At 52.4% G+C, this 25501-nt stretch carries 26 protein-coding genes; 1 reads left to right on the top strand and 25 read right to left on the bottom strand.

What is annotated here, in order from left to right; genetic code table 11:
- The 18 genes from ABH899_RS03290 to ABH899_RS03205 all read right to left on the bottom strand — a co-directional run bounded on the left by ABH899_RS03290 (window position 1) and on the right by ABH899_RS03205 (window position 18144).
- Window positions 1-903 (bottom strand): MotE family protein, encoded by a 903-nt coding sequence (locus ABH899_RS03290; RefSeq protein WP_369993934.1) that lies wholly within the window; start codon window positions 901-903, stop codon window positions 1-3.
- Between the two features lie 24 nt (window positions 904-927).
- Window positions 928-1374 (bottom strand): flagellar export protein FliJ, encoded by a 447-nt coding sequence (gene fliJ / locus ABH899_RS03285; protein ID WP_009676776.1) that lies wholly within the window; start codon window positions 1372-1374, stop codon window positions 928-930.
- Between the two features lie 7 nt (window positions 1375-1381).
- Window positions 1382-2707 (bottom strand): flagellar protein export ATPase FliI, encoded by a 1326-nt coding sequence (gene fliI, locus ABH899_RS03280; RefSeq protein WP_369993930.1) that lies wholly within the window; start codon window positions 2705-2707, stop codon window positions 1382-1384.
- Window positions 2704-3537 carry a FliH/SctL family protein gene (locus ABH899_RS03275; RefSeq protein ID WP_369993928.1) on the bottom strand — a complete coding sequence of 278 codons (834 nt, stop codon included), beginning with the start codon at window positions 3535-3537 and terminating at the stop codon, window positions 2704-2706. The genes fliI and ABH899_RS03275 overlap by 4 nt, the downstream gene beginning before the upstream one ends.
- The gene (gene fliG, locus ABH899_RS03270; RefSeq protein ID WP_016423453.1) at window positions 3530-4549 is read right to left on the bottom strand and encodes a flagellar motor switch protein FliG; all 1020 of its coding nucleotides are present in this window, start codon (window positions 4547-4549) and stop codon (window positions 3530-3532) included. The genes ABH899_RS03275 and fliG overlap by 8 nt, the downstream gene beginning before the upstream one ends.
- Window positions 4550-4561: 12 nt before the next feature.
- Entirely contained in the window at window positions 4562-6139 is a 1578-nt protein-coding gene (fliF, locus tag ABH899_RS03265; RefSeq protein ID WP_009674479.1) for a flagellar basal-body MS-ring/collar protein FliF, read from the bottom strand.
- Window positions 6140-6188: 49 nt separating this feature from the next.
- A complete protein-coding gene (gene fliE, locus ABH899_RS03260) occupies window positions 6189-6500 on the bottom strand; it encodes a flagellar hook-basal body complex protein FliE (RefSeq protein WP_009674468.1) in 312 nt (103 codons plus the stop codon).
- A gap of 25 nt (window positions 6501-6525) precedes the next feature.
- Window positions 6526-6975 carry a flagellar basal body rod protein FlgC gene (gene flgC / locus ABH899_RS03255; RefSeq protein WP_326050789.1) on the bottom strand — a complete coding sequence of 150 codons (450 nt, stop codon included), beginning with the start codon at window positions 6973-6975 and terminating at the stop codon, window positions 6526-6528.
- 3 nt (window positions 6976-6978) lie between these two features.
- Window positions 6979-7392 (bottom strand): flagellar basal body rod protein FlgB, encoded by a 414-nt coding sequence (gene flgB, locus ABH899_RS03250; RefSeq protein ID WP_016423454.1) that lies wholly within the window; start codon window positions 7390-7392, stop codon window positions 6979-6981.
- Between the two features lie 220 nt (window positions 7393-7612).
- Window positions 7613-8398 (bottom strand): GTP-sensing pleiotropic transcriptional regulator CodY, encoded by a 786-nt coding sequence (gene codY, locus ABH899_RS03245; protein ID WP_009674483.1) that lies wholly within the window; start codon window positions 8396-8398, stop codon window positions 7613-7615.
- A 64-nt stretch (window positions 8399-8462) separates the two neighbouring features.
- On the bottom strand, window positions 8463-9863 hold the full coding sequence (hslU, locus tag ABH899_RS03240; RefSeq protein WP_009674474.1) for an ATP-dependent protease ATPase subunit HslU: 1401 nt from the start codon (window positions 9861-9863) through the stop codon (window positions 8463-8465).
- 76 nt (window positions 9864-9939) lie between these two features.
- Window positions 9940-10491, bottom strand: a complete 552-nt coding sequence (hslV, locus tag ABH899_RS03235; RefSeq protein ID WP_009674471.1) for an ATP-dependent protease subunit HslV — start codon at window positions 10489-10491, stop codon at window positions 9940-9942.
- 159 nt (window positions 10492-10650) lie between these two features.
- On the bottom strand, window positions 10651-11979 hold the full coding sequence (gene trmFO / locus ABH899_RS03230) for an FADH(2)-oxidizing methylenetetrahydrofolate--tRNA-(uracil(54)-C(5))-methyltransferase TrmFO (RefSeq protein WP_218228506.1): 1329 nt from the start codon (window positions 11977-11979) through the stop codon (window positions 10651-10653).
- 35 nt (window positions 11980-12014) lie between these two features.
- Entirely contained in the window at window positions 12015-14111 is a 2097-nt protein-coding gene (gene topA, locus ABH899_RS03225; RefSeq protein WP_009674480.1) for a type I DNA topoisomerase, read from the bottom strand.
- 70 nt (window positions 14112-14181) lie between these two features.
- Complete coding sequence (gene dprA, locus ABH899_RS03220; protein WP_369993922.1) at window positions 14182-15294, bottom strand: DNA-processing protein DprA; 1113 nt, start codon at window positions 15292-15294, stop codon at window positions 14182-14184.
- A 122-nt stretch (window positions 15295-15416) separates the two neighbouring features.
- Window positions 15417-16349 carry a succinate--CoA ligase subunit alpha gene (gene sucD / locus ABH899_RS03215; RefSeq protein WP_217557572.1) on the bottom strand — a complete coding sequence of 311 codons (933 nt, stop codon included), beginning with the start codon at window positions 16347-16349 and terminating at the stop codon, window positions 15417-15419.
- A gap of 62 nt (window positions 16350-16411) precedes the next feature.
- On the bottom strand, window positions 16412-17572 hold the full coding sequence (gene sucC / locus ABH899_RS03210) for an ADP-forming succinate--CoA ligase subunit beta (RefSeq protein WP_009674470.1): 1161 nt from the start codon (window positions 17570-17572) through the stop codon (window positions 16412-16414).
- 311 nt (window positions 17573-17883) lie between these two features.
- The gene (locus tag ABH899_RS03205; RefSeq protein WP_009674469.1) at window positions 17884-18144 is read right to left on the bottom strand and encodes a hypothetical protein; all 261 of its coding nucleotides are present in this window, start codon (window positions 18142-18144) and stop codon (window positions 17884-17886) included.
- Window positions 18145-18309: 165 nt separating this feature from the next.
- Here ABH899_RS03205 and ABH899_RS03200 point away from each other — a divergent pair, with 165 nt between their 5' ends.
- Window positions 18310-19905: a YifB family Mg chelatase-like AAA ATPase gene (locus ABH899_RS03200; protein ID WP_369993917.1), complete on the top strand. Its 1596-nt coding sequence runs from the start codon at window positions 18310-18312 to the stop codon at window positions 19903-19905.
- Between the two features lie 188 nt (window positions 19906-20093).
- On the opposite strand, the gene ABH899_RS03195 is transcribed toward ABH899_RS03200, so the two are convergent.
- From ABH899_RS03195 to lepB, 7 genes are all read right to left on the bottom strand, one after another.
- Window positions 20094-20228, bottom strand: coding sequence for a hypothetical protein (locus ABH899_RS03195; protein ID WP_369993915.1), 135 nt, complete (start codon window positions 20226-20228; stop codon window positions 20094-20096).
- On the bottom strand, window positions 20229-20603 hold the full coding sequence (locus ABH899_RS03190; protein ID WP_369993912.1) for a YraN family protein: 375 nt from the start codon (window positions 20601-20603) through the stop codon (window positions 20229-20231).
- A 1-nt stretch (window position 20604) separates the two neighbouring features.
- A complete protein-coding gene (locus ABH899_RS03185; protein ID WP_256123704.1) occupies window positions 20605-20979 on the bottom strand; it encodes an EscU/YscU/HrcU family type III secretion system export apparatus switch protein in 375 nt (124 codons plus the stop codon).
- Entirely contained in the window at window positions 20976-23087 is a 2112-nt protein-coding gene (locus tag ABH899_RS03180; protein WP_369993910.1) for a hypothetical protein, read from the bottom strand. Before ABH899_RS03180 ends, ABH899_RS03185 begins: the two co-directional genes overlap by 4 nt.
- 55 nt (window positions 23088-23142) lie before the next feature.
- On the bottom strand, window positions 23143-23799 hold the full coding sequence (locus ABH899_RS03175) for a ribonuclease HII (RefSeq protein WP_369993907.1): 657 nt from the start codon (window positions 23797-23799) through the stop codon (window positions 23143-23145).
- A gap of 112 nt (window positions 23800-23911) precedes the next feature.
- Window positions 23912-24784: a ribosome biogenesis GTPase YlqF gene (gene ylqF, locus ABH899_RS03170; protein ID WP_009673373.1), complete on the bottom strand. Its 873-nt coding sequence runs from the start codon at window positions 24782-24784 to the stop codon at window positions 23912-23914.
- Window positions 24785-24820: 36 nt separating this feature from the next.
- Window positions 24821-25456, bottom strand: a complete 636-nt coding sequence (gene lepB / locus ABH899_RS03165; protein ID WP_369993904.1) for a signal peptidase I — start codon at window positions 25454-25456, stop codon at window positions 24821-24823.
- Between the last annotated feature and the right edge of the window lie 45 nt (window positions 25457-25501).

Here is a 25501-nt window from a genome sequence, read left to right as displayed (position 1 = left end):
TTATGGAACCAGATTGCCGGTAATGGAAGCCGCGGTTTCCTTGCTGATGCCCGCGATTTCGCCCATTAATGCGGCGCGTTTGCTCGTGTCCATTTCCCTTAGGATGGTTAACACCTGAGCCGAGTTTTTCCCGTACATATCGGTTAATACTTTCGCGGCTTTGGACGCATCCATCGATGCGAACGTCTGGCTCAGCTCAGCCGAAGTCATCTTCTTTTGCGCGGAATCCGGTTTTTGCTGGAGAACGAGACGATCCTGGAGAGCCGCGATTTTCTGATCCTGCGAAGTTGTCAGATCCTTGAGTGCGATCGAAGCGTCCGCCGCTTTCTTCGGATCCATTTTTTCAAGCACTTTTACCCGTTCGTCTGTTTTCATCGCATTCAGAACGAGAATCGTTTCCTGCGGACTCAGGTTTTGAATGATTTGAGCGGCCTTACTCGGCATCATCTTCGCATAAACCGAAGCAAGTTCCCGCACTTTCTTGTCGTACTCTTCATCCTGTTTGGCCAGCTCTTTATCTTCCAGCTCCGCCTTTTGCTGCTTGAGGTCCAGAATCGTTTTGTCCTTCTGGGCACTCGTCTGATCCGCTTTGTCCAGCTCTGTTTTAAGCTCCTGCACCTTGCTGTTCAACTGCTCGACTTCTTTGGTTTTCGTCTTTACTGCATCTTCTTCCGTCCCTTTAGCTGCGGGGGTGCTTTGCGCATCCTCTTTCGGTAGGGGAATCATTTCCCCAACGACCGGGATTTTGTTCAGCGTCCGCTGGACAGTTTTCATCACATCGTAATCAAAAACGGATAGAAGAACACCAAGAAGAACGGCCGTAAACACGAACGGGATCAGAAACCAGACCAGAAAACGTTCCAATTTACCGCCCGAGGACGACTCTGTGCCTGCTTCTTCCATGACGCCTCCTCCTTTCGTGCGGGTTTACTGATAGGACAACCGGATATGCCGGTTGGATGCAATTTCGTCCAGCGCCTCTTGTTCTTTTTTCAGAACAAAACCGGTAAACTGCTCCAACGCTTTATCCCGCGCTTTCGTCCAGACTTTCTCATCGACCATTTTGTCGTTCAGGAGGTCCCTGTTGTGATTCACATGGCGCTGGGCTTTGGAGACGTCGTGACGTTTGCGCGCAATCAGATGCTCGATGTGATCCACATAAGACTGCAGCTGACGAATCTCCAGCATGGAAACCGGCCGCATGGAAGTTTCCAGCATTTTCTCCTGGGCTTCGTTTTTGAGACGAATCAGCTCCTGGAGAGAGCTTTCTTCGTGATTCAGGTTGCCGATGGCAGTAGAAAGATTCCACTCCGCCTGCGAACGCTCATTATTTTTCAAATTTACGATCTGCTGAAACGCATACTGGAATTTCATATTAGCCTCATCCTAACGAAAAATGATCGATCAAGCGCTGTTGGGCTTCTTCCAACGTCACTTTTTCATTGGTTTTTTGTTTAACAAAATCAAGGATCTCATCCATATACTGAAGTGAAATATCAATTTCTTGATTTGATCCTCTCTGGTACGCCCCCAAATTTATCAAATCTTCCGAATCCTTATAAACAGAAAGCATTCGTTTGAGATGAGACGCAGCGTCGAGTTGCTCCTGGGTAACGATCTCTTTCATCACCCGGCTTACGCTGGCAAGAACGTTAATGGCGGGATACTGGCCTTTGTTGGCGATATTCCGGTCCAAGACGATATGACCGTCAAGAATACCACGAACCGCATCCGCGATAGGCTCATTCATATCGTCACCGTCCACCAGCACCGTGTAGAAAGCGGTAATCGAGCCTTTCAACCCGGTTCCGGACCGTTCAAGCAGCTTGGGCAGAAGGGCGAAAACCGAAGGCGTATACCCTCTCGTCGCCGGAGGTTCTCCGACCGCCAGACCGACCTCACGCTGAGCCATCGCAAAGCGGGTTACGGAGTCCATCATGAGCATGACGTTCATCCCGCGATCCCGGAAATATTCCGCAATGCTCGTTGCGATAAAAGCTCCTTTGATCCGGACCATTGCCGGCTGGTCCGACGTAGCGACAATGACGACAGAACGCGCCAGGCCCTCCGGCCCGAGATCTTTCTCGACGAATTCGAGAACCTCACGGCCCCGTTCTCCGATAAGCGCGATCACGTTGACGTCCGCCGACGTGTTTCTCGCGACCATGCCGAGCAGAGTGCTTTTGCCCACCCCGGAACCGGCGAAAATACCGACCCGTTGTCCCTTGCCTACGGTAAGCAGGCCGTCGATTGCCCGGACACCCACGCCGAGCGGCTCTTGAACCCGCGGTCTCGACAAAGGATTGCTGGGGACATTGTTCGTAGAAACATGGGCCATTCTTGAGGGTAAGAACGAACCGTCCAAAGGCTGGCCGAGACCGTTTAATACTTTACCCAGCAGTTCGTGACCGACCTGCACCGTCAGCGGCTTGCCAGTTCCGACCACATCGCAGCCGGGGCCGATCGCTTCAAGTTCACCAAGCGGCATCAGAATGACCTTATTGCCTCTGAATCCGACAACTTCCGCCATCAGCGGTTGATTGGATTTATGAGGATAGATGTGGCATAGCTCACCGATACTTACATCCGGACCTTCCGATTCAACGGTCAAACCGATCACTTGCGTCACTTTGCCGTTTACCCGGACAGGATCCAGCTGCCTTAGAAAGTCTACATATTTGCCTGCATTCGGGCTTCCTTGACTCATGATTCATCACCTTCACCGTGAAGGGCAATTCGCTGCAAAGCCAGCTTGATCTCGTGAAGCTGCGTATCGATGCGGGCGTCAATGCTTCCGAACGTCGAACGGACTACACAGCCTTCGTCCTGAACACTCGCATCCGGGATAATTTCCAGTTCGGCCTGCGAGTCGATTGCCGACAGCAGCTCTTCACGGGCATCCTGAATGTAAGCGAAGTAGCGGGGTGCTACGCAGAGCGTGATCGTTCCGCTCTCTTTTCGACGAACCAGCACGCTGCGAATCGTTTCGATCATCCATTCGGGCGATAGGGTCAGCTGCTTGGAAATGATTTTCTCGGCAATGGAGCAGCTTAATTCGATGAGAAAAGGTTCCGCTTCCTGAATGACCTGCTGTTTTACCTGGTAAGCCTGCTGCAGTACCTGCCGCGCTTCCGATAACATCTCATCGTACTGCTGGCTGACATCTTGCCGGGCTTGATTCATGCCTTCTTCATAACCCGTTTCGTAACCGGTTGTCCTGGCCTGCTCCTGATGCTGCTCATCTTCTTCGCGCCGCTGCATCCACCAAGTTTCGATCTCGGCTTCCGTCTGTTCTTTCAGTTCGGATACTTCCTGGATCGCCTGCTGCATATGGGATTGCGCGAAAGATTCAGCATCTTCGAGAATATGCCGTTTTAAGCTTTCCGCTTCGCTCAGCTGCGCTTCTTCTTCTGGAGTGAACCGCGGTTCATCTTCCGTAAGCTCAGCCTGAGGCGTATAAATCGGTTTGACCGGTACCCGGTAAGCGTTTGTCTCATCCGCAGGAGCATAATGGAAAGGCTTTAGGATGTTAGACAATAATATCGTCTCCTCCACCGCGTGCGATGATGATTTCTCCGGATTCTTCTAGGCGGCGAATTGTTGATACGATCCGGGTTTGCGCTTCTTCGACATCGCGCAGCCGAACCGGGCCCATAAATTCCATTTCTTCTTTGAACGTCTCCGCCATCCGTTTGGACATGTTGCGGAAAATAGCTTCGCGGACTTCCTCGCTCGCCACTTTAAGCGCAAGCTGAAGGTCGGCATTCTCGATATCGCGAACAATGCGCTGAATGGAACGGTTGTCCACATTGACGATATCTTCGAAAACGAACATCCGCTTCTTGATTTCTTCGGCGAGTTCGGGATCTTGAATTTCGAGCGAATCCAGAATGGTACGCTCCGTACCTCTGTCTACTCCGTTCAAGATTTGAACGATCGAAGAAATACCGCCGGCCGATGTGTAATCCTGTGTAACGGTGGCCGAGAGTTTCTGTTCGAGCACTCTCTCCACTTGAGAGATCACTTCCGGTGATGTGCTGTCCATCAGAGCGATCCGTTTCGCAACATCCGCCTGCTTCTCCTGCGGCAGGGAGGACAAAATGATCGAGGCTTGTTCCGCCTGCAGATAAGACAGGACGAGTGCAATGGTTTGCGAATTCTCGTTTTGGATAAAGTTTAAAATCTGTGCAGGATCCGCTTTTCGGGCAAAATCGAACGGCCTTACCTGCAGATTAGCCGTCAGCCGGTTAATAATATCGACGGCTTTGTTGGAACCGAGCGCTTTTTCAAGAATTTCTTTCGCATAGGCGATACCGCCTTGGGAGATATATTCTTGAGCCCGGCAAATTTGGTGGAACTCCGATAAAATCGATTCTTTCTCTAATGCGTCTACCTTGCGTACATTTGCGATTTCGAGGGTAAGCTGCTCAATTTCATCTTCGCGCAAATGCTTGAAAATTTGAGCAGAAACTTCCGGTCCGAGGCTGATAAGCAGAATCGCCGCTTTTTGCCTTCCCGTTAACCCCTGATGTATTGCTCCTCTTGCCAAACACCCACACCTCTATTCATCCACTAGCCAGGTTCTAAGCAAATTAACAAATTCGTCCGGCTTTTTCTTGGCTAGCGTCTCTAATTGCTTGCGTACTTGATTTTCGTTGGAGACATTCTCGATATCGATCGTAGGATATTCCACTTTTGCCGGTGGAAGGTCAAGCTCATCCTCTTCTTCTCCAGCTTTTTTCTTTCTTCTGATGGCATACATCCCGAGCGCACCGAGCAGCAGAGCAGCCAAACCGATTCCGCCGTACAGAAGATATTGCTGCCAATTCGTACCCGCAATTCCGGATGGTGTTACGAATGTTTGAGGAACTACTTTCACTTTGTCCTGAATTTGAGCCGGCGTGTATTCCACCTTGTTGTCGGCAAGCGACGCACGAACAATGTTCGCCATTTGCCCTTCGATGAGACCTTTCAGTTCAGCTACCGCGGCCTGGTCTTTCCCGGTTGAATCAAATCCGATATTGATGCTGATATCTTTGACGACATAAGGCGTCTGGATAATGTCGTTCGTGATGCGGTTAATTTCGTAATTGACCGTTTTGCTGCTCTCTTCGGAGTTGGCATTACCGGATGCGGCTCCTCCCGGATAACCAGGCACGTCCGTCTGACCGGTTCCGGCCACTCCCCCCGTATTTCCTCCCGTACTCGTAGAAGTTTTGGAGGATTCCTGGGTAGAAATTTCAAGTCCCTTCTTGTCTTCCACATTAGGCGGCGTCACCAGATTTTCCGTCGTTTTCTTCTGGTCGAAGTTCATCGTCGAGAAAACACTGACAACCACTTTGTCGGGACCGAGCATTTTGTTGAGAAGATTTGTAATATTTCCCTGTACACTTGTTTCAAACTTGCGTCTGATGTCGAATTGGTTCTGAACCAGACCTGAAGTGCTTTGACCGCCGTTCGTTTCCTTCGAATAAGCCAGGAACTGTCCGTACTGGTCGGAAATCGTTATGTTCTGCAGCGGCAAATTTTTGACGCTGTGTGAAACGAGGTTATAAATCGTGTCTACTTGCCCCTGATCCAGCGAATAGCCCTGCTTCACGTTCAGTACAACCGACGCCGTGGCTTCTTGCTTCTGATTGGCGAGAAATACCGTCTCATCCGGCATCGAGATCAGAACCTTCGATTTATCCACCGCTTCGTTGGAATTGATAAGCTGTTGAAGCTCTCCCTGCACCGCGCTTAAATACTTCACTTTAAACTCGTTGTCCGTCATTCCGAAGGCACTGTCCGAAGCGAACGCGTCGTAACCGATCGAACTTCCTTTGTTCAAGCCTTGCGATTCAATGCCCAGCTTGACATTGGCGACTTCGTTCTTTGGCACTTCAATGCTTTTCCCGTCGGAACTAAGGTTATAAGGGATTTTCGCCGTGTCCAGGTACCCTTTAATCGCAGCGGCATCTGCCGGCTGGAGATTCGTATACGCCAGTGAATACTCGGTTTTCGCGAGATTGTAGCTGATGATTCCAATAGTCAATAGGAGAACGAACAATGCAGCTACAAAAGTAAGCTTGGTCGTTTTGCTATATTGATTCCAATACTGTTTGGCTTTCTCCCAATATTGGAGCAATCTTTCGTTCACAATGTCACCCCATCCGATTCAATCAATGTCGATCATGGTTCAGCCGCCGTTAAAGCTGCATCCGCATGACTTCCTGATAAGCTTCCACGACTTTATTGCGCACCTGGACGGTGAACTCTAAACCGAGCGATGCTTTTTCGGAAGCAATCATCAATTGATGGACGTCCGATAATTCCCCTTTAGCGAACTGCTGGTTGAGTCCGTCTACCGTATGCTGATCCGAATTCAACCCATTCATGGCCTCGCTGAGAAATGAGGAAAACTGCTTTGTAAATTGGGAGGCACTTGCAGGCTCGCTCCCCACCGGCTGCTTTATTGTCTGCACCGGAGAAAATGCATTTAGATAAGTCGGGTTTACCACACTCATTCTCCTTTTTTATCTTTTATCATCTGCCGATTTCAAGCGCTTTGGTAATCATGCCTTTGCTTGCGTTAAGAGCCGTTACGTTTGCTTCATAAGACCTTGTGGCGGAAATCATATCTACCATTTCCTTGGCGACATCGACGTTGGGCATCATGACGTACCCCTGCTGGTTGGCATCCGGGTGCGAAGGATTGTAAACCTGCTTGAATGGAGTCGTATCTCCGGAAATACTGGAAACCCGAACCCCCTGCCCCGTCCCGTCCGTCATTGCCGAGTTGAGCATTTGAGCAAACGTTGGCTGGTTTTTCGGTTCGACCGAAACGATTTTGCGCTGGTAGGGTGTCCACTGCCCGTTCACAAATGACGCCCGGGTCGTATCCGCATTCGCGATATTCGAAGAGATGACATCCATTCTTAAACGCTGCGTCGTTAATGCCGATGCGCTGATGTCAAAGCTATTCGTAATTCTCATCCCTTATCTTCTCCCATCCATCGCAATCTTCAGTTTACGGAACTCGTTATTCATCTCTTGTACCATCGTGTTGTATTTAAGCTGATTTTTGGCCATCAATGACATCTCGTAATCCATGTCGACGTTGTTTAAATTGTTGTTCATCAAACTGTTCGGATCTGATTCAACAACCGCTTGGCCGGGTAAGTTGGTATTAGATGGAATCTGCAGGTGTCTCGAATTTGTGCGCCTGCCTTCCAATACCGGCTGGTTTCCGGTCATCTTCTCTTGGAGTAATTCCTCGAACAGAACGTCTGACCTTTTAAAATGAGGAGTGTCGGCGTTGGCCACATTGTTGGAAATCACCCGCTGCCGAAGGGCTGATGCATCCAGTGATTTCTCCATCCACTGAAATCCGGCTTGGTTTAGCAAGAACATGGTTACCCCACCTTTTATGTCTTTATGAAACTAAATTCCATAATGAAACTTCACATTCCTCCTAACTTCGACACAAGGATTATTCGAAGTGTGTACATTATGTAGAATAATGTTGCTAAAATTATCATGAAGAAAAGTCTGGAAATAGACAATGAGAAAAAAGCCCTATCTTTAGGAAGATGGGCCTTCGTTTGGTTCATACATAAGTATGAAATTTTTGTTACATTTTAGACTTAACTTGGTCAATCGCCTGCATCAATTGATCATTCAATATACGAATATACGTTCCTTTCATACCAAGAGAACGAGTCTCAATGACACCCGCGCTTTCCAGTTTACGGAGCGCATTTACGATCACGGATCGAGTGATTCCGACTCGATCTGCAATCTTGCTTGCAACGAGAAGTCCTTCTTTTCCTTCTAATTCTTCGAAAATATGCTCCACTGCCTCCAGTTCGCTGAACGATAATGAACCGATGGCGACCTGAACCACTGCCTTGCTTCTTGCCTCCTGCTCAACCTCTTCCGCCCTCATATGAAGGATTTCCATTGCTACGACTGTTGACCCATACTCTGCCAAGATATAATCATCATCTGTGAAGGCAGAGTGCGTTCTACATAGGACTAAAGTCCCGAGTCTGTCGCCGCCGCCCAAAATCGGCACTATGGTGAAGTAGGTATATTCTCTTAAGTTCTTCATTTCTTCCACAAAAGTCGGAAACATTTCCAGCGCATCCGAATTTGAAGTGGTTTCATCCACCTTTAGAAGAAAATGGTTGAATTCCGGCGAGAATCTTTTCTCATCCGCCACGATTCGATTGATTGCCGAAGTCGGCAGTTCATTCGTCGTCGCGTATCCTAACAATTTGCCACGTCTGCTGACCACATACACATTGGAGTGAATGGTGTCCCGCAATACCTCGGCCATATCCATAAAACTGACAGCACTCACCGCCTCCTTCTGGAGCAGACGGTTAAGCCTTCTCGTTTTGTTCAACAAGGTCATTGGCTTGCCTCCTACAATCTTATACCCAAGAATAGAAAACCGAAGGCGGGCAACGCCTTCCGGTTTACAAAATATATTGGCTCAAATCCCGGTTCTGAACGATATCGCCCAACTTCTCGCGGACGTATTCAGGCGTGATTACCATTTCCTCCAGATTTAATTCCGGAGCTTCGAACGATAAATCTTCCAGCAGCTTCTCCAAAATGGTATGCAGCCGCCGCGCACCGATGTTTTCCGTGCTCTGATTGACTTCGACGGCAATGCGCGCAATCTCTTCGATCGCGGACTGGCTGAAATCGATCCGGATTCCTTCGGTTTCCAGCAAAGCCGTGTACTGCTTGGTTAACGCGTTTTTAGGTTCCTTAAGAATGGAAACAAAATCTTCAAGCGTTAAATTGCTGAGCTCTACCCGAATCGGAAAACGCCCCTGAAGCTCCGGTATCAGATCGGAAGGCTTGGAAACATGAAAAGCCCCGGCCGCAATAAACAGAATATAATCCGTTTTGACAGGCCCATACTTCGTTACGACCGTTGAGCCTTCCACGATCGGGAGAATATCGCGCTGGACGCCTTCGCGAGAAACATCCGGTCCGCCGCTTCCACGGCCGTTGCCCGCGATTTTATCGATCTCATCCAGAAAAATGATTCCGCTTTGTTCGGCACGCCGGATGGATTCCTGAATAACCTCATCCATATCGATCAGTTTCTGCGCTTCGTCCTGGGTCAGCACTTTTCTGGCTTCTTTAACGGGAAGCTTCCGCTTCTTCGTGCGTTTCGGCAGGAGGCTGCCGAACATTTCCTGCATGTTCATCCCAGCTTGATCCTGCCCCTGGCCAGCTAGCATATCCAGCATGGAGGGAGAATTATCTTCCACATCGACTTCGACGATGTAATTTTCGAGTTCACCGCGCTTAAGCTGTTCTTTGATCTGCGCGCGCTTCGTTGCCAGCTGAGGATCCTTATCCTCCTCATCCGGTTCCTGGTTGCCCTGTTGATTGCCGAAAATCATCTCCAGCGGATTGCGCTGAAATTTGGGACGGCTCGCGCTTGGCGCCAGAATGGACACCAGACGCTCGTTGGCAAGCTCTTCCGCCCGTTCCTTCACACTTTCGGTACGTTCGCTCTTAACCATGCGTATCGACGTTTCGACGAGATCCCGGACCATGGACTCCACATCCCTGCCCACATAACCGACCTCGGTAAATTTTGTAGCTTCCAGCTTCACAAAGGGGGCTCCGACCAGTTTAGCGAGTCGTCTTGCTATCTCCGTCTTGCCCACTCCTGTCGGCCCGATCATCAGGATATTTTTGGGCACAATCTCGTCACGCATGGATTCTTCCAGTCTGCTGCGGCGAAAACGGTTACGCAGGGCTACGGCTACGGACTTCTTGGCCTGCTTCTGACCGACAATATACCGGTCCAGCTCTTGCACGATTTGTCTAGGTGTAAGGGAGCTTGTGCTCAAAAGGAACCCCTCCTTCATATAGTGCCCGATAAGACTTGGTTGCAAGCCTTACCTGCCTATTGCTCGTCGGTCGGCGTTATATTTCTTCTACAATAATATTGTGATTCGTAAACACGCAAATATCCGCGGCCATTTCGAGCGATGCTTTCGCAATGTCGGCTGCGCTCATGTCGGTTGCGTAACGGGAGAGGGCGCGGCCTGCCGCCAGGGCAAAGCTGCCTCCCGAACCGATTGCAACGATGCCGTCATCCGGCTCGATAATTTCCCCGTTGCCCGAAATAAGCAGAAGCCCGTGTTCGTCCATCACGATCATCATGGCCTCCAGTTTGCGCAGAACGCGGTCGGATCTCCATTCCTTCGCCAGTTCTACGGCCGCCCGCTGAAGATTTCCGTGATGCTCCTCCAGCTTGCCTTCGAACTTCTCAAACAAGGTAATCGCATCCGCGACAGACCCCGCAAACCCGGAAATCACTTTTCCCCGGTACAGACGCCGCACTTTCTTCGCTGTATTCTTCATAATCATGCTGTTGCCGAAAGTCACTTGGCCGTCTCCGGCTATCGCCCCGCGGCCGTCTTTACGGATGGCGAATATCGTGGTGGCATGAAAAGTCGCATTTGTCGGATCCATAGTTCACCTCTCGATTCTTTTCCGAAGCTGCTTGCTGCGAGAGAACGGAAAATAAGAAGCAGCAGCAAAAGGTTGTTTTGATGCTGCTTCCGGAGTTTGATTTAAAGTGGTTGTGTACAGCGTCGTTCAAAACAACTTAATCGTAACACAGCCGCACTTTCACTTACAAGTTGACTGGACTGTATTTTGCGAAAAATTCTGAATAGTCTCAATTGCCCGTTCCGCAAGCTTTTCGTACTTCATTTTTTTATTGCGGATTTTTTCGCCCAGCGGCGGGAAAAGACCGAAGTTAGCATTCATCGGCTGAAAATGTTTGGTGTCCGCAGTCGTAATATACTGCGCCATGCTGCCAAGTGCGGTTTCCAGCGGGAACTGCAGGCAATCCAGCCCCTGTGCCAATCTTCCGGCGTTGATACCGGCGATCAGGCCGGATGCGGCCGATTCGACATAACCTTCTACTCCGGTCATCTGTCCGGCAAAGAACAAATTATCCCGGTTTTTGAACTGATAAGTCGGTTTCAGCAGACGGGGGGAGTTGATAAAGGTGTTGCGGTGCATAACCCCGTAACGCACGAACTCGGCGTTTTCCAGACCCGGGATCATTTGCAGAACCCGCTTTTGTTCGCCCCATTTCAGATGCGTTTGGAACCCGACAAGATTGTACAGCGTGCCCGCCGCGTTATCCTGACGAAGTTGAACGACCGCGTAAGGAAGCTCACCCGTATGCGGGTTGATAAGACCTACCGGCTTCATCGGGCCGTACAGAGCGGTTTGTTTGCCGCGTTTGGCCATCACTTCGATCGGCATGCAGCCTTCGAAATAGATCTCTTTCTCGAACTCCTTCACAGGTGCCGTTTCGGCCGTGATCAGTGCTTCGTAGAAAGCATCGAACTCCGCCTCCGTCATCGGGCAATTCAGATAAGCGGCTTCTCCCTTGTCGTACCGGGAAGCCAGATACACTTTGCTCATATCGATGGAGTCTTTCTCGATGATCGGCGCGGCCGCATCATAGAAATACAAATATTCTTCGCCCATGAGCGCCTGCAGGCTTGCAGACAAGTCCGGGGAGGTAAGCGGCCCGGAAGCCACAACGGTAATGCCGTCCGGAAGTTCCTTAAGTTCCTCGGTGCGCACTTCAATGAGAGGATGATTGCGGAGGGTATCCGTGATCTCCCCGGAGAAGCCGTCACGATCGACCGCCAGAGCGCCTCCAGCGGGTACTGCATGCTTGTCGGCACTGGAGAGGATGAGTGAGTTCAGCTCCCTCATCTCCTGCTTCAGAACGCCTACCGCGTTCGTCAGACCGTTCGCACGCAGCGAGTTGCTGCACACAAGCTCGGCGAATTTATCGGTAATGTGTGCCGGTGTCTTCCGCACCGGACGCATTTCGTACAATTCAACGGGCACTCCCTGGCTGGCGATTTGAAAAGCCGCTTCACTTCCTGCCAGTCCGGCACCGATTACGGTTACTTTTTGTCCTGCTGTCAATGTTCACACCTCTAGTTCAATCGTTAGCAATCCGATCAGCCTTCGTCGTTTGCTTCATCTTTCACTTCTTCTTTAAATCCGCACTCTACACACTGATGATTGACGGATGTTTTCGTTCGCTTCTCGATCATCATCGAGCCGCAGTTCGGGCAAGGCTGGGCAACCGGTTTGTCCCAAGACACGAAGTCACATTCGGGATAATGGTCGCAGCCGTAGAAAATACGGCCCTTTTTGCTGCGGCGTTCCACGACTTTACCTTCCTTGCATTTCGGACACGTGACGCCGATATCCTTGACGATCGGTTTGGTGTTGCGGCAGTCCGGAAAACCGGAGCAGGCAAGAAACTTGCCGAAGCGGCCCATTTTATAAACCAGATGTTTACCGCACTTCTCACAAATTTCATCCGAAACTTCGTCCTGGATCTCGATTTCCTTCATTTCTTCCTCGGCGAACTCCAGCCGTTTTTCGAAAGAACTGTAAAATTCGTCGAGAACCTTAACCCAGTTTTCTTTACCTTCGCCTACGTGGTCAAGCTCTTCTTCCATCTGTGCGGTAAATTCCACATCCAAAATCTCGGGGAAAAACTCGCTCATCAGTTGGATAACCAGTTCTCCCAGCTCGGTGGGCACGAACTTCTTTTCCTCAATGGCTACATATCCCCGCTTCTGGATCGTTTCAAGCGTCGGGGCGTATGTACTCGGCCTCCCGATGCCCAGTTCCTCGAGGGCGCGTACGAGACGGGCTTCCGTATACCGCGGAGGCGGTTGGGTGAAGTGCTGCTTCGGTTGAATTTCATCGGAAACGACCTGATCTCCGGATTTAAGCGGAGGAAGCAATTTGTCTTCTTCCGTCGTACCGTCATCGTTGCCTTCCACGTATACTTTCATGAATCCCGGAAACTTGAGTTTGGAGCCGACCGCCCGGAAAACCGTGTTTCCGACGTTCAAGTCGATGGTCATCGTGTCCAGCACGGCGGACGACATCTGGCTCGCAACGAAACGTTCCCACACCAGCTTGTATAAGCGGAACTGATCCCGCGACAAAAATTCCTTAACGGAATCCGGATCCCTCGTTACGGAAGAAGGACGAATCCCTTCGTGCGCATCCTGAGTGTTGGAGCCCTTCTTCGTATAGACGCGAGGGGTTTCCGGATAAAAGCTTTCCCCATATTTGCCCAAGATGTATTCCTTGGCTTCTTCCTGGGCTACCGGAGAAATCCGCGTGGAATCGGTACGCATATAAGTAATTAAACCGACCGTACCTTCCTTGCCCAAATCGATCCCTTCATATAACTGCTGCGCTACGGACATGGTTTTGGCTGCACGGAAATTGAGTTTCCGGGCCGCCTCCTGTTGAAGCGAACTTGTAATGAATGGCGGCGATGGATTGCGAAGCCGTTCTTTTTCTTTCACTTCCTTCACGATAAAAGGAGCTCCTTCAATCGCTTTCAGGACCGCTTGAACTTCTTCCTCGGAACCGAGCTCTTTCTTGGCGCCGTCCATGCCGTAAAATTTCGCTTCGAAGTGGGCTTTGCCTGCCTCGAGCATGGCGGTAATGGTCCAGTACTCTTCGGGAACGAAAGCCTTGATTTCGTTTTCCCGGTCCATAATGAGTTTGACGGCTACGGATTGGACGCGTCCGGCGGATAAGCCCTTTTTGACTTTCTTCCATAGAAGAGGACTGATCTTGTATCCCACAAGCCTGTCGAGTATACGCCGGGCTTGCTGCGCGTTCACCAGATCGATGTTAATCGGGCGCGGTGTTTTGAATGCGTCTTTAACCGCCTGCTTCGTAATCTCATTGAATACGACGCGGCAGTTATCGGTATCGTTTAACTCCAGATAGTGCGCCAGATGCCAGGCGATAGCCTCCCCTTCGCGATCCGGGTCAGCTGCGAGATAAACTTTTTTCACTTTTTTGCTGGCATCCTTCAATTCTTTCAAAACGGAGCCTTTACCGCGGATCGTAATGTATTTCGGTTCGAAGTCGCGTTCAACCTCCACACCGATCTGGCTTTTCGGCAGGTCCCGAATATGACCCATCGACGCTTTTACAATATATTTACTTCCCAAATATTTACCGATCGTTTTGGCCTTAGCCGGTGATTCTACAATCACTAATGAGTCTGCCATCGGTCGAATGCTCCTCCCCTCAGTGTCATCTGCTGCTGCATGTATATCATCATCGTTTTTAATAGAAATTTCATATGGAAACGTAAGAAGAGCCTGGAAGCTCCGCTATCACCTTTTTCAATAGCAAGGATATCAGAACTGAATGCAAATGTCCAAACGTAAATTGAGTCTGCTCCAGGAGGACGTCAATTGGGACAGGCACGCTCGACAGCAATCGATAAAGAATCGACTCGTCTTCTGTCAGCTGTTGGTCCAGTGACGGCATGGAAGCCTGCTGAGCCGAGACTCCCAATTGTCCACTCAGGGAGGACATCAAATGCATATATTCTTCGTAAACGTCCCGGGGATCCGTCACCATTTTGGCCCCCTGCTTGATAAGCGATAGCGCTCCTCTGCTCTTGGGAGAATGGATGGGACCCGGGACGGCAAACACATCCCTTGATTCCTCCAGGGCGAGATCCGCCGTAATCAAGGAGCCGCTTCTCTCGGCCGCCTCCACCACGATCACACCCAGACTGACGCCGGCAATCACCCGATTGCGCATCGGAAATAATCCCGGGTGCGGAACTGTACCGAGCGGGTACTCGGATACGACGAGACCTCCGCAGGCGATGATTTCCTCATGCAGTCTCGTATGCTCCGGCGGATAAATCCGGTCCGGCGGCACACCGAGCACGGCAACCGTTCCGCCCGCTCCGTCTTTGGCCCCGTGGTGAGCCTCCGCATCAATGCCCCGCGCCAAACCGCTTACGACAACAAAGCCCGCGGCGGACAAAGCCAGACTGAGTTCCCGCGCGGCTTTCCGCCCGTAGGCGGTCGGTGTCCGCGTGCCGACGACCGCGAGGGCCGGTCTTTGCAGAACCTCCTGCCGGCCTCTGCAGTAGAGGATCCACGGGGGCTGAGCGGTTTCTTCGAGCAGCCGCGGGTAGCCGGGATCGAAGCGGGTCAGAATGCCGATGCCGAGCGACTCGTACTTTTCTAATGAAGCTTCAATTTTAAATGGAGTCAATTCATCTATTAACCGCTGGATTCTGGCTGCCGGAAGGCCAAGCCTGGCGTATTCGCCGGCTGACCAGAGCAGCAAATCCTTCAAATCGGAACATGAGCGGACCAGCAGATCAATGGTCTTCCATCCCACTCCGGTTATGCCGTGAAGCCCGATAAGTACAGAGCGATTCTCCATAGTATAAAACACTCCCTTGTCATTCACAAATTTTACAGACCTAAACAAAAAAACCTTCCAATTCCCAACGGGAACTGGAAGGTTGCTTACCATCCATAAAAGCGCCGAAACCGGCGGCTCTATTATTTTTTAGTGATGCATTTTTCCAGCAGGCCTTTTTCTTCCAGGACGCTCACGAGAGTGGAGCCCATTTCGGAAGGAGTCGCCGCTACGCGGATACCGCAAGCTTCGAGTGTCGCCACTTTCTCAGCCGCTGTGCCTTTACCGCCGGAAATGATGGCGCCTGCGTGGCCCATACGTTTTCCCGGAGGCGCTGTTTTACCGCCGATGAAGCCGACAACCGGCTTCGTCATGTTCGCTTTAATCCACTCGGCCGCTTCTTCTTCAGCGGAACCGCCGATTTCACCGATCATGATGACTGCATAGGTGTCCGGATCTTCGTTGAACAGTCGAAGAATGTCGATAAACTCGGAGCCTTTAACCGGGTCGCCGCCGATACCTACTGCGGAAGACTGGCCGATGCCGCGGGTTGTAAGCTGGTGAACCGCTTCATACGTCAGGGTACCGGAGCGGGATACTACGCCCACGTGGCCCGGAGTATGAATGTAGCCCGGCATAATACCGATTTTGCATTCGCCCGGCGTAATGACACCCGGACAGTTCGGTCCGATCAGACGGGTGCGTTTGCCTTCCATATAACGGGCAACTTTCACCATGTCAAGAACCGGAATACCTTCGGTGATACAGATGACAAGATCAAGATCCGCGTCAACGGCTTCCATGATGGAATCGGCCGCGAAAGCCGGAGGAACGTAAATAACGGATGCCGTGGCACCTGTCGCGTCCTTCGCTTCTTGTACGGTGTTATAAACCGGAAGAGTAACGGTAGAGCCGTTTTCAAGCGTGAAATCGACTTTCGTGCCGCCTTTTCCCGGAACCGCGCCGGCTACCATTTGCGTACCATATTCAAGACCGCCGAGTGTATGGAACATACCGGTCTTACCCGTCATGTTTTGGGTAATGACTTTTGTGTTTTTATCAATCAAAATAGACATGGTAATTATTCACATCCCCTGAATTTTTTGAAGAAAAGAAAGCTTGTACTCAATGACCGGAATTACTTAACGAGCGCAACGATTTTCTGTGCGCCGTCAGCCATCGAATCCGCGGAAACGATGTTCAGTCCGGATTCATTCAGGATTTTCTTGCCGAGATCCACGTTGGTGCCTTCCAGACGAACGACAAGCGGACGGTCCAGACCCAATTCCTTGGCTGCGGCGACAACGCCTTCGGCAATAATGTCACATCTCATGATTCCACCGAAAATATTGACGAAAATGCCTTTTACTTTCGAGTCGGAAAGAATGATTTTGAACGCTTCGGTAACTTTCTCTTTCGTAGCACCGCCCCCTACGTCAAGGAAGTTAGCCGGGTCTCCGCCGTAGTGCTTGATGATATCCATCGTAGCCATGGCAAGTCCTGCGCCGTTAACCATACAGCCGATATTGCCGTCCAGGGCGATGTAGCTGAGGTCATATTTGGAAGCTTCGATTTCCTTCTCGTCTTCTTCTTCGAGGTCGCGCAGATCCAGAATGTCTTTATGACGGAACAGTGCGTTGGAATCGAAGTTAAGTTTCGCGTCAAGCGCCATTACGTTTCCGTCGCCGGTTACGACGAGCGGATTGATTTCGGCAATGGAGCAATCTTTTTCAACGAACGCGGTGTAAAGGGCAAGCATGAACTTAACCGCTTTATTCACGAGTTCTTGAGGAATTTTGATGGCATAAGCCAGTTTGCGAGCTTGGAAAGCTTGCAGGCCGATTGCCGGATCGACGATTTCTTTGAAAATCTTCTCCGGAGTGTTAGCCGCCACTTCCTCGATGTCCATACCGCCTTCTTCGGAAGCCATCATCGTAACACGGCCCGTTCCACGGTCGACAACTACGCCTATGTAGTACTCTTTCTTGATATCGCAGCCTTGCTCGATGAGCAGGCGTTTAACTTCCTTGCCTTCAGGACCGGTTTGGTGAGTGACCAGCACCTTGCCCAGGATTTGCTCCGCATAAGTCCGGACTTCGTCCAGATTTTTAGCTACTTTCACGCCGCCCGCTTTACCGCGGCCGCCTGCATGAATTTGCGCTTTGACAACTACGACCTGAGTGCCCAGCTCTTTAGCTGCTTCGACCGCTTCATCCACGGAAAACGCCACTTTGCCCTGGGGTACGACAACGCCGTACTGCTTCAGGACTTCTTTGCCTTGATACTCATGGATATTCATTTGCAAATCCTCCTAAACGTATTGTTTCTCCCTGTATGCACGAAACCTCATTCAAGCTTCGAATCTATCCGCATAATCAACGTAGGGTATTCGCCGTTTGACAGGGGAAATCCTGCCCGGCTCTTTTTGGGTCCGGACAAACATTTGCCATCGATAATTGTATCACTTTTTGTCGACAGTTTCCTCTCTTTTTAAAAAAGAAATCGTTTTTTCTAATTGCTCAGGAAATCGTTAACTCTTCTTCCACCCTCTTCATGAAAAAAGCACTTCCATCCCCGTCCGGTTCCGGAAGCGCTTGAATGCACAACTGCCTATACGTAAGTCGGGTTGACCTGGGTCACAGTGCGGGGCTCGCGCTCCGCCTGCTTGACGAATCGCATCTCGTTACCGACAAAGCTGCATACCTGGCACTGTATCGTCGGCTCGCTCTCGGCAATCGCGTTCGCTTCACTGGATTCCGTGACGACTCCCGTGAGAGCGTCTTTCACAAAAGGCTGCGAATAGCTGGTCATAAGACTGAACTTGACCCGGTTGGAGCGGCAGTTCGGGCAGAAATACGGTTTATCCTGCATATCAATCACCTCGGAGTTAGTATGACCAATTATCCGCAGCTAAAAGAACATTTTCATGTCTGGGTATTTTTGGTATACTAACCAAATAACCATGAAATAACAACGAAACGGATCATAAGGAAGCACCTTTGACCTGTCCACTGCGAAGGGAGAAGGTGTTTTTACATGTATGGTAAAGTAACCGGGGCATGCCTGCACGGAATCGACGGAATCTGCATCGAGGTGGAAATCGATATCGCAAACGGGCTCCCCCAAATCAACGTGGTCGGACTTCCCGACACCGCCGTCAGAGAATCGATCGACCGTGTACGCTCCGCCATCAAAAACTGCGGGTTTCAGTTTCCTCTTGAACGTATTACGGTCAATCTGGCCCCAGCCGATCTGAGAAAAGAAGGCGCCTCCTTCGACCTCGCTATTGCTGCCGGTATTCTGCTGACCAGCGGCCAGATTCAGCTGCCCGGCATAAGCGGTTGTCTGCTCGTCGGAGAACTGGCGCTTGACGGCGGCCTCCGCCCCGTACCGGGGGTGCTGTCCATGGTCGATGCCGCCCGAAGGAAAGGAATCCGGCACGTTCTGCTGCCCTTGGCCAATGTGGACGAAGCCCGCCTGATTTCAGGGACTGAAGTCCAGGGGATAAGCAGTCTGAGCGAGCTGGTGGCCCCCTGCAAGCGAGGCGTGACAGCAGACGGCGCATCCCTTTCGGAAATCGGATCCGCTTCAGTATCCTTCCCCTGCGAAGCTCTTCCCGCCCGGACCGATGTCCCTGCCGAGATGCACGCCCCCGTGGCGGCCTCCGATGATTATGCCGATGTAATCGGACAGCATCACGCCAAGAGAGCCATCATGATTGCTGCGGCCGGTATGCACAATATTTTATTTATCGGCCCTCCCGGCACGGGCAAAACGATGCTGGCCCGCCGGATTTCCGGTATACTTCCGCCTCTGTCCGACGAAGAAGCGCTTGAGGTGACGAAAATTTACAGCGTATCGGGAAAATTGGGCACGATCAGCCGGTTTATGCGGCAAAGGCCCTACCGCTCGCCTCATCACACCGTTTCGGCGGCCGGCCTCATTGGCGGCGGCTCCGTACCAAGGCCCGGCGAGGTAAGCCTGGCTCACCAAGGCGTCCTTTTTCTGGATGAGCTTCCCGAGTTTTCGCGGAGCGTGCTGGAAGTGCTGCGTCAGCCGTTGGAAGACCGTAAGGTAACCATAGGGCGGGCACGCGCCTCCTTCACCTTTCCGTCCGGGTTCCTGCTTGCCGCATCCATGAACCCCTGCCAGTGCGGATTTTACGGAACCGAGACCGCCGAACAAAGCTGCATCTGTTCTCCGCTTAAAATCAGACAGTACAGAGCGCGCATTTCAGGACCTCTCCTTGATCGGATTGATTTGCATGTAGAAGTTCCCCGGCTGGACTATACCGCCATGACGGACAAGCGCCCTTCGCTTTCCTCTGAAGACATGCGCCGGCAGGTATTTGCCGCTCACCGAAGGCAGCAGCTTCGTTATGAAGGCAGTTTTATGCGTTTTAACGCAGAGCTCGGCGGCAAATGGCTTCGTAAATACTGCGTACTGCCGCCCGAAGCCGAAGACCTTCTCCGCCAGACATTCGACCGGCTCCGCTTAAGCGCGCGGGCACATGACCGGATTTTGAAAATCGCGCGGACGATCGCGGATCTGGAAACAAGCGACGGGATTACTTACGGACACATTGCCGAAGCGATCCAATATAGAAATCTGGACAAATCTTATTCCCTCTAGCGGTGCAAGCGAGAAATCGTCCCGGAACGGGAGGGGCTTTTTAGAGACTCTAGCGCAATGCAGCCGTCATTTCAAAATCACGCAAAAATACCGCAAAAGCGAAGCTCCAATACGTGACAAAAATTCGCTGCAATCCCTTACCGCATGCAAAACAACTTGTGATTGATCACCTTCATGGGGCGTTTCAGCTAACCCACGGGGATTTCATACGGTACGAAAACAAGAAAAGGCGCCCGTTCAAGCGACGGGTGCCTTTTCTCACGATCATCTGTATGTCCGGCCTGCAGTTTCGAACCGAACTTATGAACTTTCAAACCGTTCATTCAAAACGCTCCCGGCAGATGCTCCAGACGGTTAAACTCTCCTTCAGGTGTCAGCTCGACCGTGATCACATCAAATCTCACCTTTCGTTCGCTCTGCTTGGCGGCATACAGGTACATTTGTGCGATCTGACGCACTTTCAGCTGTTTCCGGGCGTCCACGGATTCTTTCGCCGTACCGAACCGTCCCGTAAGCCTGCGCGTACGCACTTCGACAAAAACCAGCTGATCGTCCGCTTCGGCTATAAGATCGATCTCACCCGAGCGGCAGCGCCAATTGCGGGCTGCAATACCGTAACCTTGAGCGGCTAAATACTCTTCCGCTCTCTGCTCGCCGTACCGCCCCAGATCTTTTCGGGATAAAGGCGAAAACGCCATGTTACAGCCCCTTCCGCTGACTGTCTCTCATTTCCTTCATCCGGTTGTCCGACCGGTAAATGTAACTGAGCACCTCGGCGACAAGCTGATAGAGCTCCCCCGGTATTTCTTGATCGAGCTCCAGCTTCGAGAGTACTTCCACAAGTGAAGCGTCTTCCTGTACGGGAACTCCGTTCTCCCTTGCCTTCTCGACAATCGCCTCGGCGACTTTGCCTTTCCCTTTCGCAATGACCGTAGGCGCTTTCTGCTCTCCGGGCGCATATTTCAGGGCAACCGCTTTGCGGATCGCATGGGTTCCCGCACCTTCTCCGTCAGCCGTTTCCTTGGAGGGACCTGAGTTTGACGGAGTCTGGCCTTGCTTGGCAGAAAAATTCATATGCGCAGATCCACTCCCCGGTAGGCTTCTCCCGGCACGATGGTATCCATCATAACCGCGCTTAGGGAAGAGCCGGAATCCCCGCCCGTGAAACTTCCCGACGCCTTCGGATATTCCGCTGTTTTCATAGAGAGAAACTGATAACCCAGTTTATCCAAGGCCGCTGCAATCTCTTCTTTGGAGCCGTTCAGCAGCTCGCCGATTATCGGCTTGTCATTAAACACTTGAAGACTGACCATTCTGTTCATTACACCGACGTCCACCAGTGTGTGGCCCATCGATTTCATTTGCAGGTCGAACAAAAGACGGCAGTTCTCCGCATCCAGTTCTCCGCGTTTGCCCTTGCGGGATTGGATGTGAACGGCTGCCGTGGGCTGCCCGTCCGCGCCGAGAAGCGGGACAAACAGCGTCACATGCGTAAACACCCCGCTGCGGTCCGGCGAAAGCAGCAGCTGCTGCCCGGTAATCTGCTGCAGAGCCTGCTGTGCCGACTCCCGGATCGGAGCTGGGAGATCGTCGGCCGCCGTCAGCTGGAGCAGCAGGCTCTTGAGCGTCTCGGCGCTGTCCGCCTTGAGCGCCGCAGCCTGCCCTTCGCCGGCCGCGACCAAGTGTGCCCCGCTTGCGTGCGTGGGGTTGCCCGGCTGCCTCAGGAGGCGGCTTTCGTGGTCGACGCCCACCGCCCGCAACAGCTCGCGCACCCAGCCGCTGCCGGCCGCCGGGCGCTGATCGCCCGCAGCGGCCGCACGTGCGGCGTCCGCCTCGGCGGCGCCGTCCGGGCTGGCGGCTGCCTGCGCCGCTTGGGCATCGGCCGCCGCGCGCGGCGCGCTTGCCGGCAGCCCGGGCTGCGGCTGGGCTGCCGCGCCGTCAGGCCGCGCGACGCCGGCGGCAGCCGTGCCGGGCGACGCCTGTGCAGGCGGCTCCCCGCCTGCGGCGGGGCGTCCCGAGGCAGGCGTCAGCCCTGCCGGACCGCCGGCAGGCGTGCCGGGAGCTGCGGCTGGAGCGCCGCCGCCCGCTTGCGCCGCTGTCTGCCCGGCGGACGTGCCGCCGGCAGCCTGCGTCTGCGTACCTGGCGCGGATGCCCCCGCAGCAGGCCGGCCCGCTCCTTGCGGCAGCTCCGCGGCAGCGCCAGCCTGCATACCTGCGGCAGACGGCGTCAGCCGTACGCTGCCATCAGCGGGCACTCCTGCCGCAGGCTGCGGCAAGCCCGATGTCCCCGGCAGCACCTGGCGGCCTTGACCGGCGGCCTGCGCAGTACCGCCGCTTCCATCGGGGCGAATTCCTCCCGGCTGGCGTGTATCCGCCTGCCCGGCGGTTCCCGTACCGCCTCCGGAATTTGCCGTGGACATTCCCGCTGCCGGTCCCGGCTTGCCGGTTCCGTTTTCCAAAGGGGACGCCGTTCCGTTCGAGGCCGGTTCCCCCCCCACCTCCGCTGTTGTATCCTGCATCGTCCGCAAAACATCGGCTAACTGCCGGAGCAATTTTTCTCCGCTGCCGTTTGTTCCTTCGGCCAGACCGCCGTTTTGCAGCAGCCCGCTTAATGTCTGAGCCAGATTTTGCAGCGTTTCTCCGAACGGCTTGCCGAATAAAGCTTGGTGAATGGCTCCTACCGTGTCCGCAGTCAAAGGAAGGCCCTTGCTTACCGCCACGCCCACGGCCTGCACCCACTGCTCGGGCTTCACGGAAGCCGGAATCCTGCTCATGATCTCTTGGAGCGGCGCTGCCGCTTCCTTCGTCAGCGGGATACCCTGCTGCTTCATCATCTGGACAAGCTCGCGGTTCACCGCCGTATCTTTCAACCCCGTCTGCTTCAGCATTTGTCCGATCTCTTCTTGTGTCGCCGGCACAGCCGGTCCCGCTGCCGGTTTAAGAACGACCTGTCCACCCGTGCTTTCCGGCTGCACCTGCAGCCACGCGGTCTGCCCGGGCGCCAGGGGAGTCTCCAGCTTGGCCCTCACTTGTACGCCGTCGATGGACATTTGGGCTTCCTGATTATCGTAAACCTGCAAAACCACACCCTTGACAACTTGTCCGGGCTTCAACTCCAATGTTTTGGACTCCGCCGCCTGCATACCGCCGGCCAAACCACGAATCAATCCGCTAATGTTCACGCCGACCCGCCTTTCGTTTTCGCGTTCTTTATGTATATATCGGCCGGAATCTCGATTAAAATAACTCCTGCTGCATAACCATGACATTACGGATAAAAAGCTTGCGGTGCAGAGGCGTCGGCCCGTATTCGATCAGCATTTCCCTATGCTGCCGGGTCGCGTATCCCTTGTGCTTGGCAATGCCGTATTCCGGATGAAGCTTATCCCATTCCCGGCACATCCGGTCCCGGGTAACCTTGGCGATAATCGAGGCAGCCGCAATCGACTGGCTCGTCGCATCCCCGTGAATGATCGCCATCTGCCGGGTGTTCAGATCCACTTTTTCCGCGTCGACGAGTAAAAAATCGGGTGCGGGGTTAAGCTGCTCCACCGCTAGTTTCATGGCCAGCCTGGAAGCCTGTTTAATGTTGATTTCGTCAATCGTTTTTACATCTATCGTACCGATGCCCACGGCAATCGCTTCTTTCATGATCACATCATACAATTCTTCGCGTTTTTTCTCGGAAAGCTTTTTGGAATCGTCCACGCCTTCCAATATTAAGCCCTGGGGCATAATGACGGCGGCCGCAACGACATCTCCGAATAAACAGCCGCGTCCGACTTCATCCACACCCGCTATGCGGGAGTAGCCTTTCTCCCATAATCCTGTTTCTTCCTGAAGCATGGCTGCAATCTCCTCCCGTTCTCCATTATACCGGAAGAAACGACACATTGTCCCCTATAAACAACAAAAAACGTGCGACCAATCCTCTTCGTTTTCGAAGAAGACTGTGCACGTTTAGCTGCTTTGTCCTATCACATGGCTGTAAAAGACAGCCGGCACCTTACAGATACTCTTCCGGCACTTCCAGCGAAACCCGCCCTAACTTGCCGGAACGAAGTTCGCGCAAAAACAGCAGGGAGGTCTTGTCGAGATCGACGCGTCCGCCGCTGATTATAGCTCCGCGCTTTCGGCCGATGGTCTCCATGACTTCGATAACTTCGTTAGGATTCTCGCTGTCCGCGGGAAGCTCCTCGATTCCGTAGCGCTCCTTAAGACGTTCACCGTAGTACTCGGTCATGTAACGGATCGTATGAAAGGCGATATCGTCAAGATGCAGAATTTCTTCCTTAATCGCACCCGTTGCCGCCAGCTTCATGCCCACGTTCTGGTCATCGAATTTCGGCCACAAAATTCCCGGCGTATCGAGAAGGTCCATATCCGTTCCGAATTTAATCCATTGCTGGCCTTTCGTGACGCCCGGCTTATCACCGGTATTCGCAATTTTCCGTCCTGCCAGCTGGTTAATCAGAGTGGATTTCCCCACGTTCGGAATTCCCACAATGAGTCCCCGTATGGCCCGAGGGTTGATGCCTTTACGAAGCTGGGTTTCGATTTTGGCGCTCATGAGTTCTTTGCATCTCGGTAAAATCTCTTTCACTCCGGTACCGGAAGAAGCATCAATCGGCAAAGCTTTCAAGCCTTGGTCCGTAAAATACTTCACCCATTCCGCCGTAATCGCGGGGTCCGCCAGATCCGCCTTATTCAAAAGAACGAGGCGCGGCTTTCCCTTCAGAATATCATCGACCATGGGATTGCGGCTGGACATCGGAATCCGCGCGTCGAGCAGCTCAATAGCCACGTCGATGAGCTTCAATTTATCTTCGATTTGTCTTCTTGCCCGGGTCATATGGCCGGGAAACCATTGAATCGTCATCCTATCACCTCTGCATACAAAACGAGCACTTCTTCATCAGAAGTGCACGAAACCTGCTTTATTTAGGGGCCAGAACACCAGATCCGCACGGCCGACTATTTTATCGTATGAAACAAACCCGAGTTCTGCGAAACGGCTGTCCTTACTGTTGGAGCGGTTATCCCCCATAACGAATACGGAGTTGTCCGGCACTTTAATCTCCGTCGTGCCCTCGCTGCCCGCTTCGGGGAAATTGCGCCTGTTATAAGCATGCCCTTCTTTTACCGCATTATCTATGGCTTCTTTTATGTAAGGCTCTTCAATGACCTTATCGTTGATGTATACCTTGTCGCCGTCCACCTTGATCGTTTCTCCTGGCATAGCCACGACCCGCTTGATATAATCAATGCCTTCCGGCGCATGAAGTACGATGACTTCGCCCCGTTTAGGTTCACTGAATTTATACTTGATCTTATTTACGATTAACCGCTCACCCGTATGAAAGTTCGGTTCCATGGAGGGACCTTCGACGATGAAGGGGGCAAACAGCAGCCAACGAATCAAAAATACAAGAACGGCAGCGATAAGCAGGGCTTTGATCCATTCCCACGCTTCCTTTTTTACGGGATTTTTCGCCGGAGCTGCCGCATTTTCGGTTTCGGCCGAAACTTCCTGCTCTCTTCTCTCCATCATCCAAACCCCATTTCCTGATCAAATGAACATGAGCTTTTAAGAAAC

The sequence above is a fragment of the Paenibacillus sp. RC84 genome (assembly GCF_041260495.1).
Classification (GTDB): domain Bacteria; phylum Bacillota; class Bacilli; order Paenibacillales; family NBRC-103111; genus Paenibacillus_F.
Note: the sequence above shows the minus strand (reverse complement) of the source record. Positions and strands in the feature narration are given on the sequence as shown.

Coding starts and splice junctions, on each gene's coding strand:
- topA (WP_009674480.1), bottom strand. CDS start 14,111: ATGGCAGACTCATTAGTGATTGTAGAATCACCGGCTAAGGCCAAAACG.
- ylqF (WP_009673373.1), bottom strand. CDS start 24,784: ATGACGATTCAATGGTTTCCCGGCCATATGACCCGGGCAAGAAGACAA.
- sucD (WP_217557572.1), bottom strand. CDS start 16,349: ATGTCTATTTTGATTGATAAAAACACAAAAGTCATTACCCAAAACATG.
- fliI (WP_369993930.1), bottom strand. CDS start 2,707: ATGAGTCAAGGAAGCCCGAATGCAGGCAAATATGTAGACTTTCTAAGG.
- ABH899_RS03175 (WP_369993907.1), bottom strand. CDS start 23,799: ATGTGTCGTTTCTTCCGGTATAATGGAGAACGGGAGGAGATTGCAGCC.
- ABH899_RS03290 (WP_369993934.1), bottom strand. CDS start 903: ATGGAAGAAGCAGGCACAGAGTCGTCCTCGGGCGGTAAATTGGAACGT.
- ABH899_RS03185 (WP_256123704.1), bottom strand. CDS start 20,979: ATGAATTTTTCTGCCAAGCAAGGCCAGACTCCGTCAAACTCAGGTCCC.
- flgC (WP_326050789.1), bottom strand. CDS start 6,975: ATGAGAATTACGAATAGCTTTGACATCAGCGCATCGGCATTAACGACG.
- ABH899_RS03200 (WP_369993917.1), top strand. CDS start 18,310: ATGTATGGTAAAGTAACCGGGGCATGCCTGCACGGAATCGACGGAATC.
- dprA (WP_369993922.1), bottom strand. CDS start 15,294: ATGGAGAATCGCTCTGTACTTATCGGGCTTCACGGCATAACCGGAGTG.
- codY (WP_009674483.1), bottom strand. CDS start 8,398: ATGACCTTGTTGAACAAAACGAGAAGGCTTAACCGTCTGCTCCAGAAG.
- lepB (WP_369993904.1), bottom strand. CDS start 25,456: ATGATGGAGAGAAGAGAGCAGGAAGTTTCGGCCGAAACCGAAAATGCG.
- ABH899_RS03195 (WP_369993915.1), bottom strand. CDS start 20,228: ATGAACGGTTTGAAAGTTCATAAGTTCGGTTCGAAACTGCAGGCCGGA.
- sucC (WP_009674470.1), bottom strand. CDS start 17,572: ATGAATATCCATGAGTATCAAGGCAAAGAAGTCCTGAAGCAGTACGGC.
- ABH899_RS03205 (WP_009674469.1), bottom strand. CDS start 18,144: ATGCAGGATAAACCGTATTTCTGCCCGAACTGCCGCTCCAACCGGGTC.
- flgB (WP_016423454.1), bottom strand. CDS start 7,392: ATGTTCTTGCTAAACCAAGCCGGATTTCAGTGGATGGAGAAATCACTG.
- ABH899_RS03190 (WP_369993912.1), bottom strand. CDS start 20,603: ATGGCGTTTTCGCCTTTATCCCGAAAAGATCTGGGGCGGTACGGCGAG.
- hslV (WP_009674471.1), bottom strand. CDS start 10,491: ATGGATCCGACAAATGCGACTTTTCATGCCACCACGATATTCGCCATC.
- fliJ (WP_009676776.1), bottom strand. CDS start 1,374: ATGAAATTCCAGTATGCGTTTCAGCAGATCGTAAATTTGAAAAATAAT.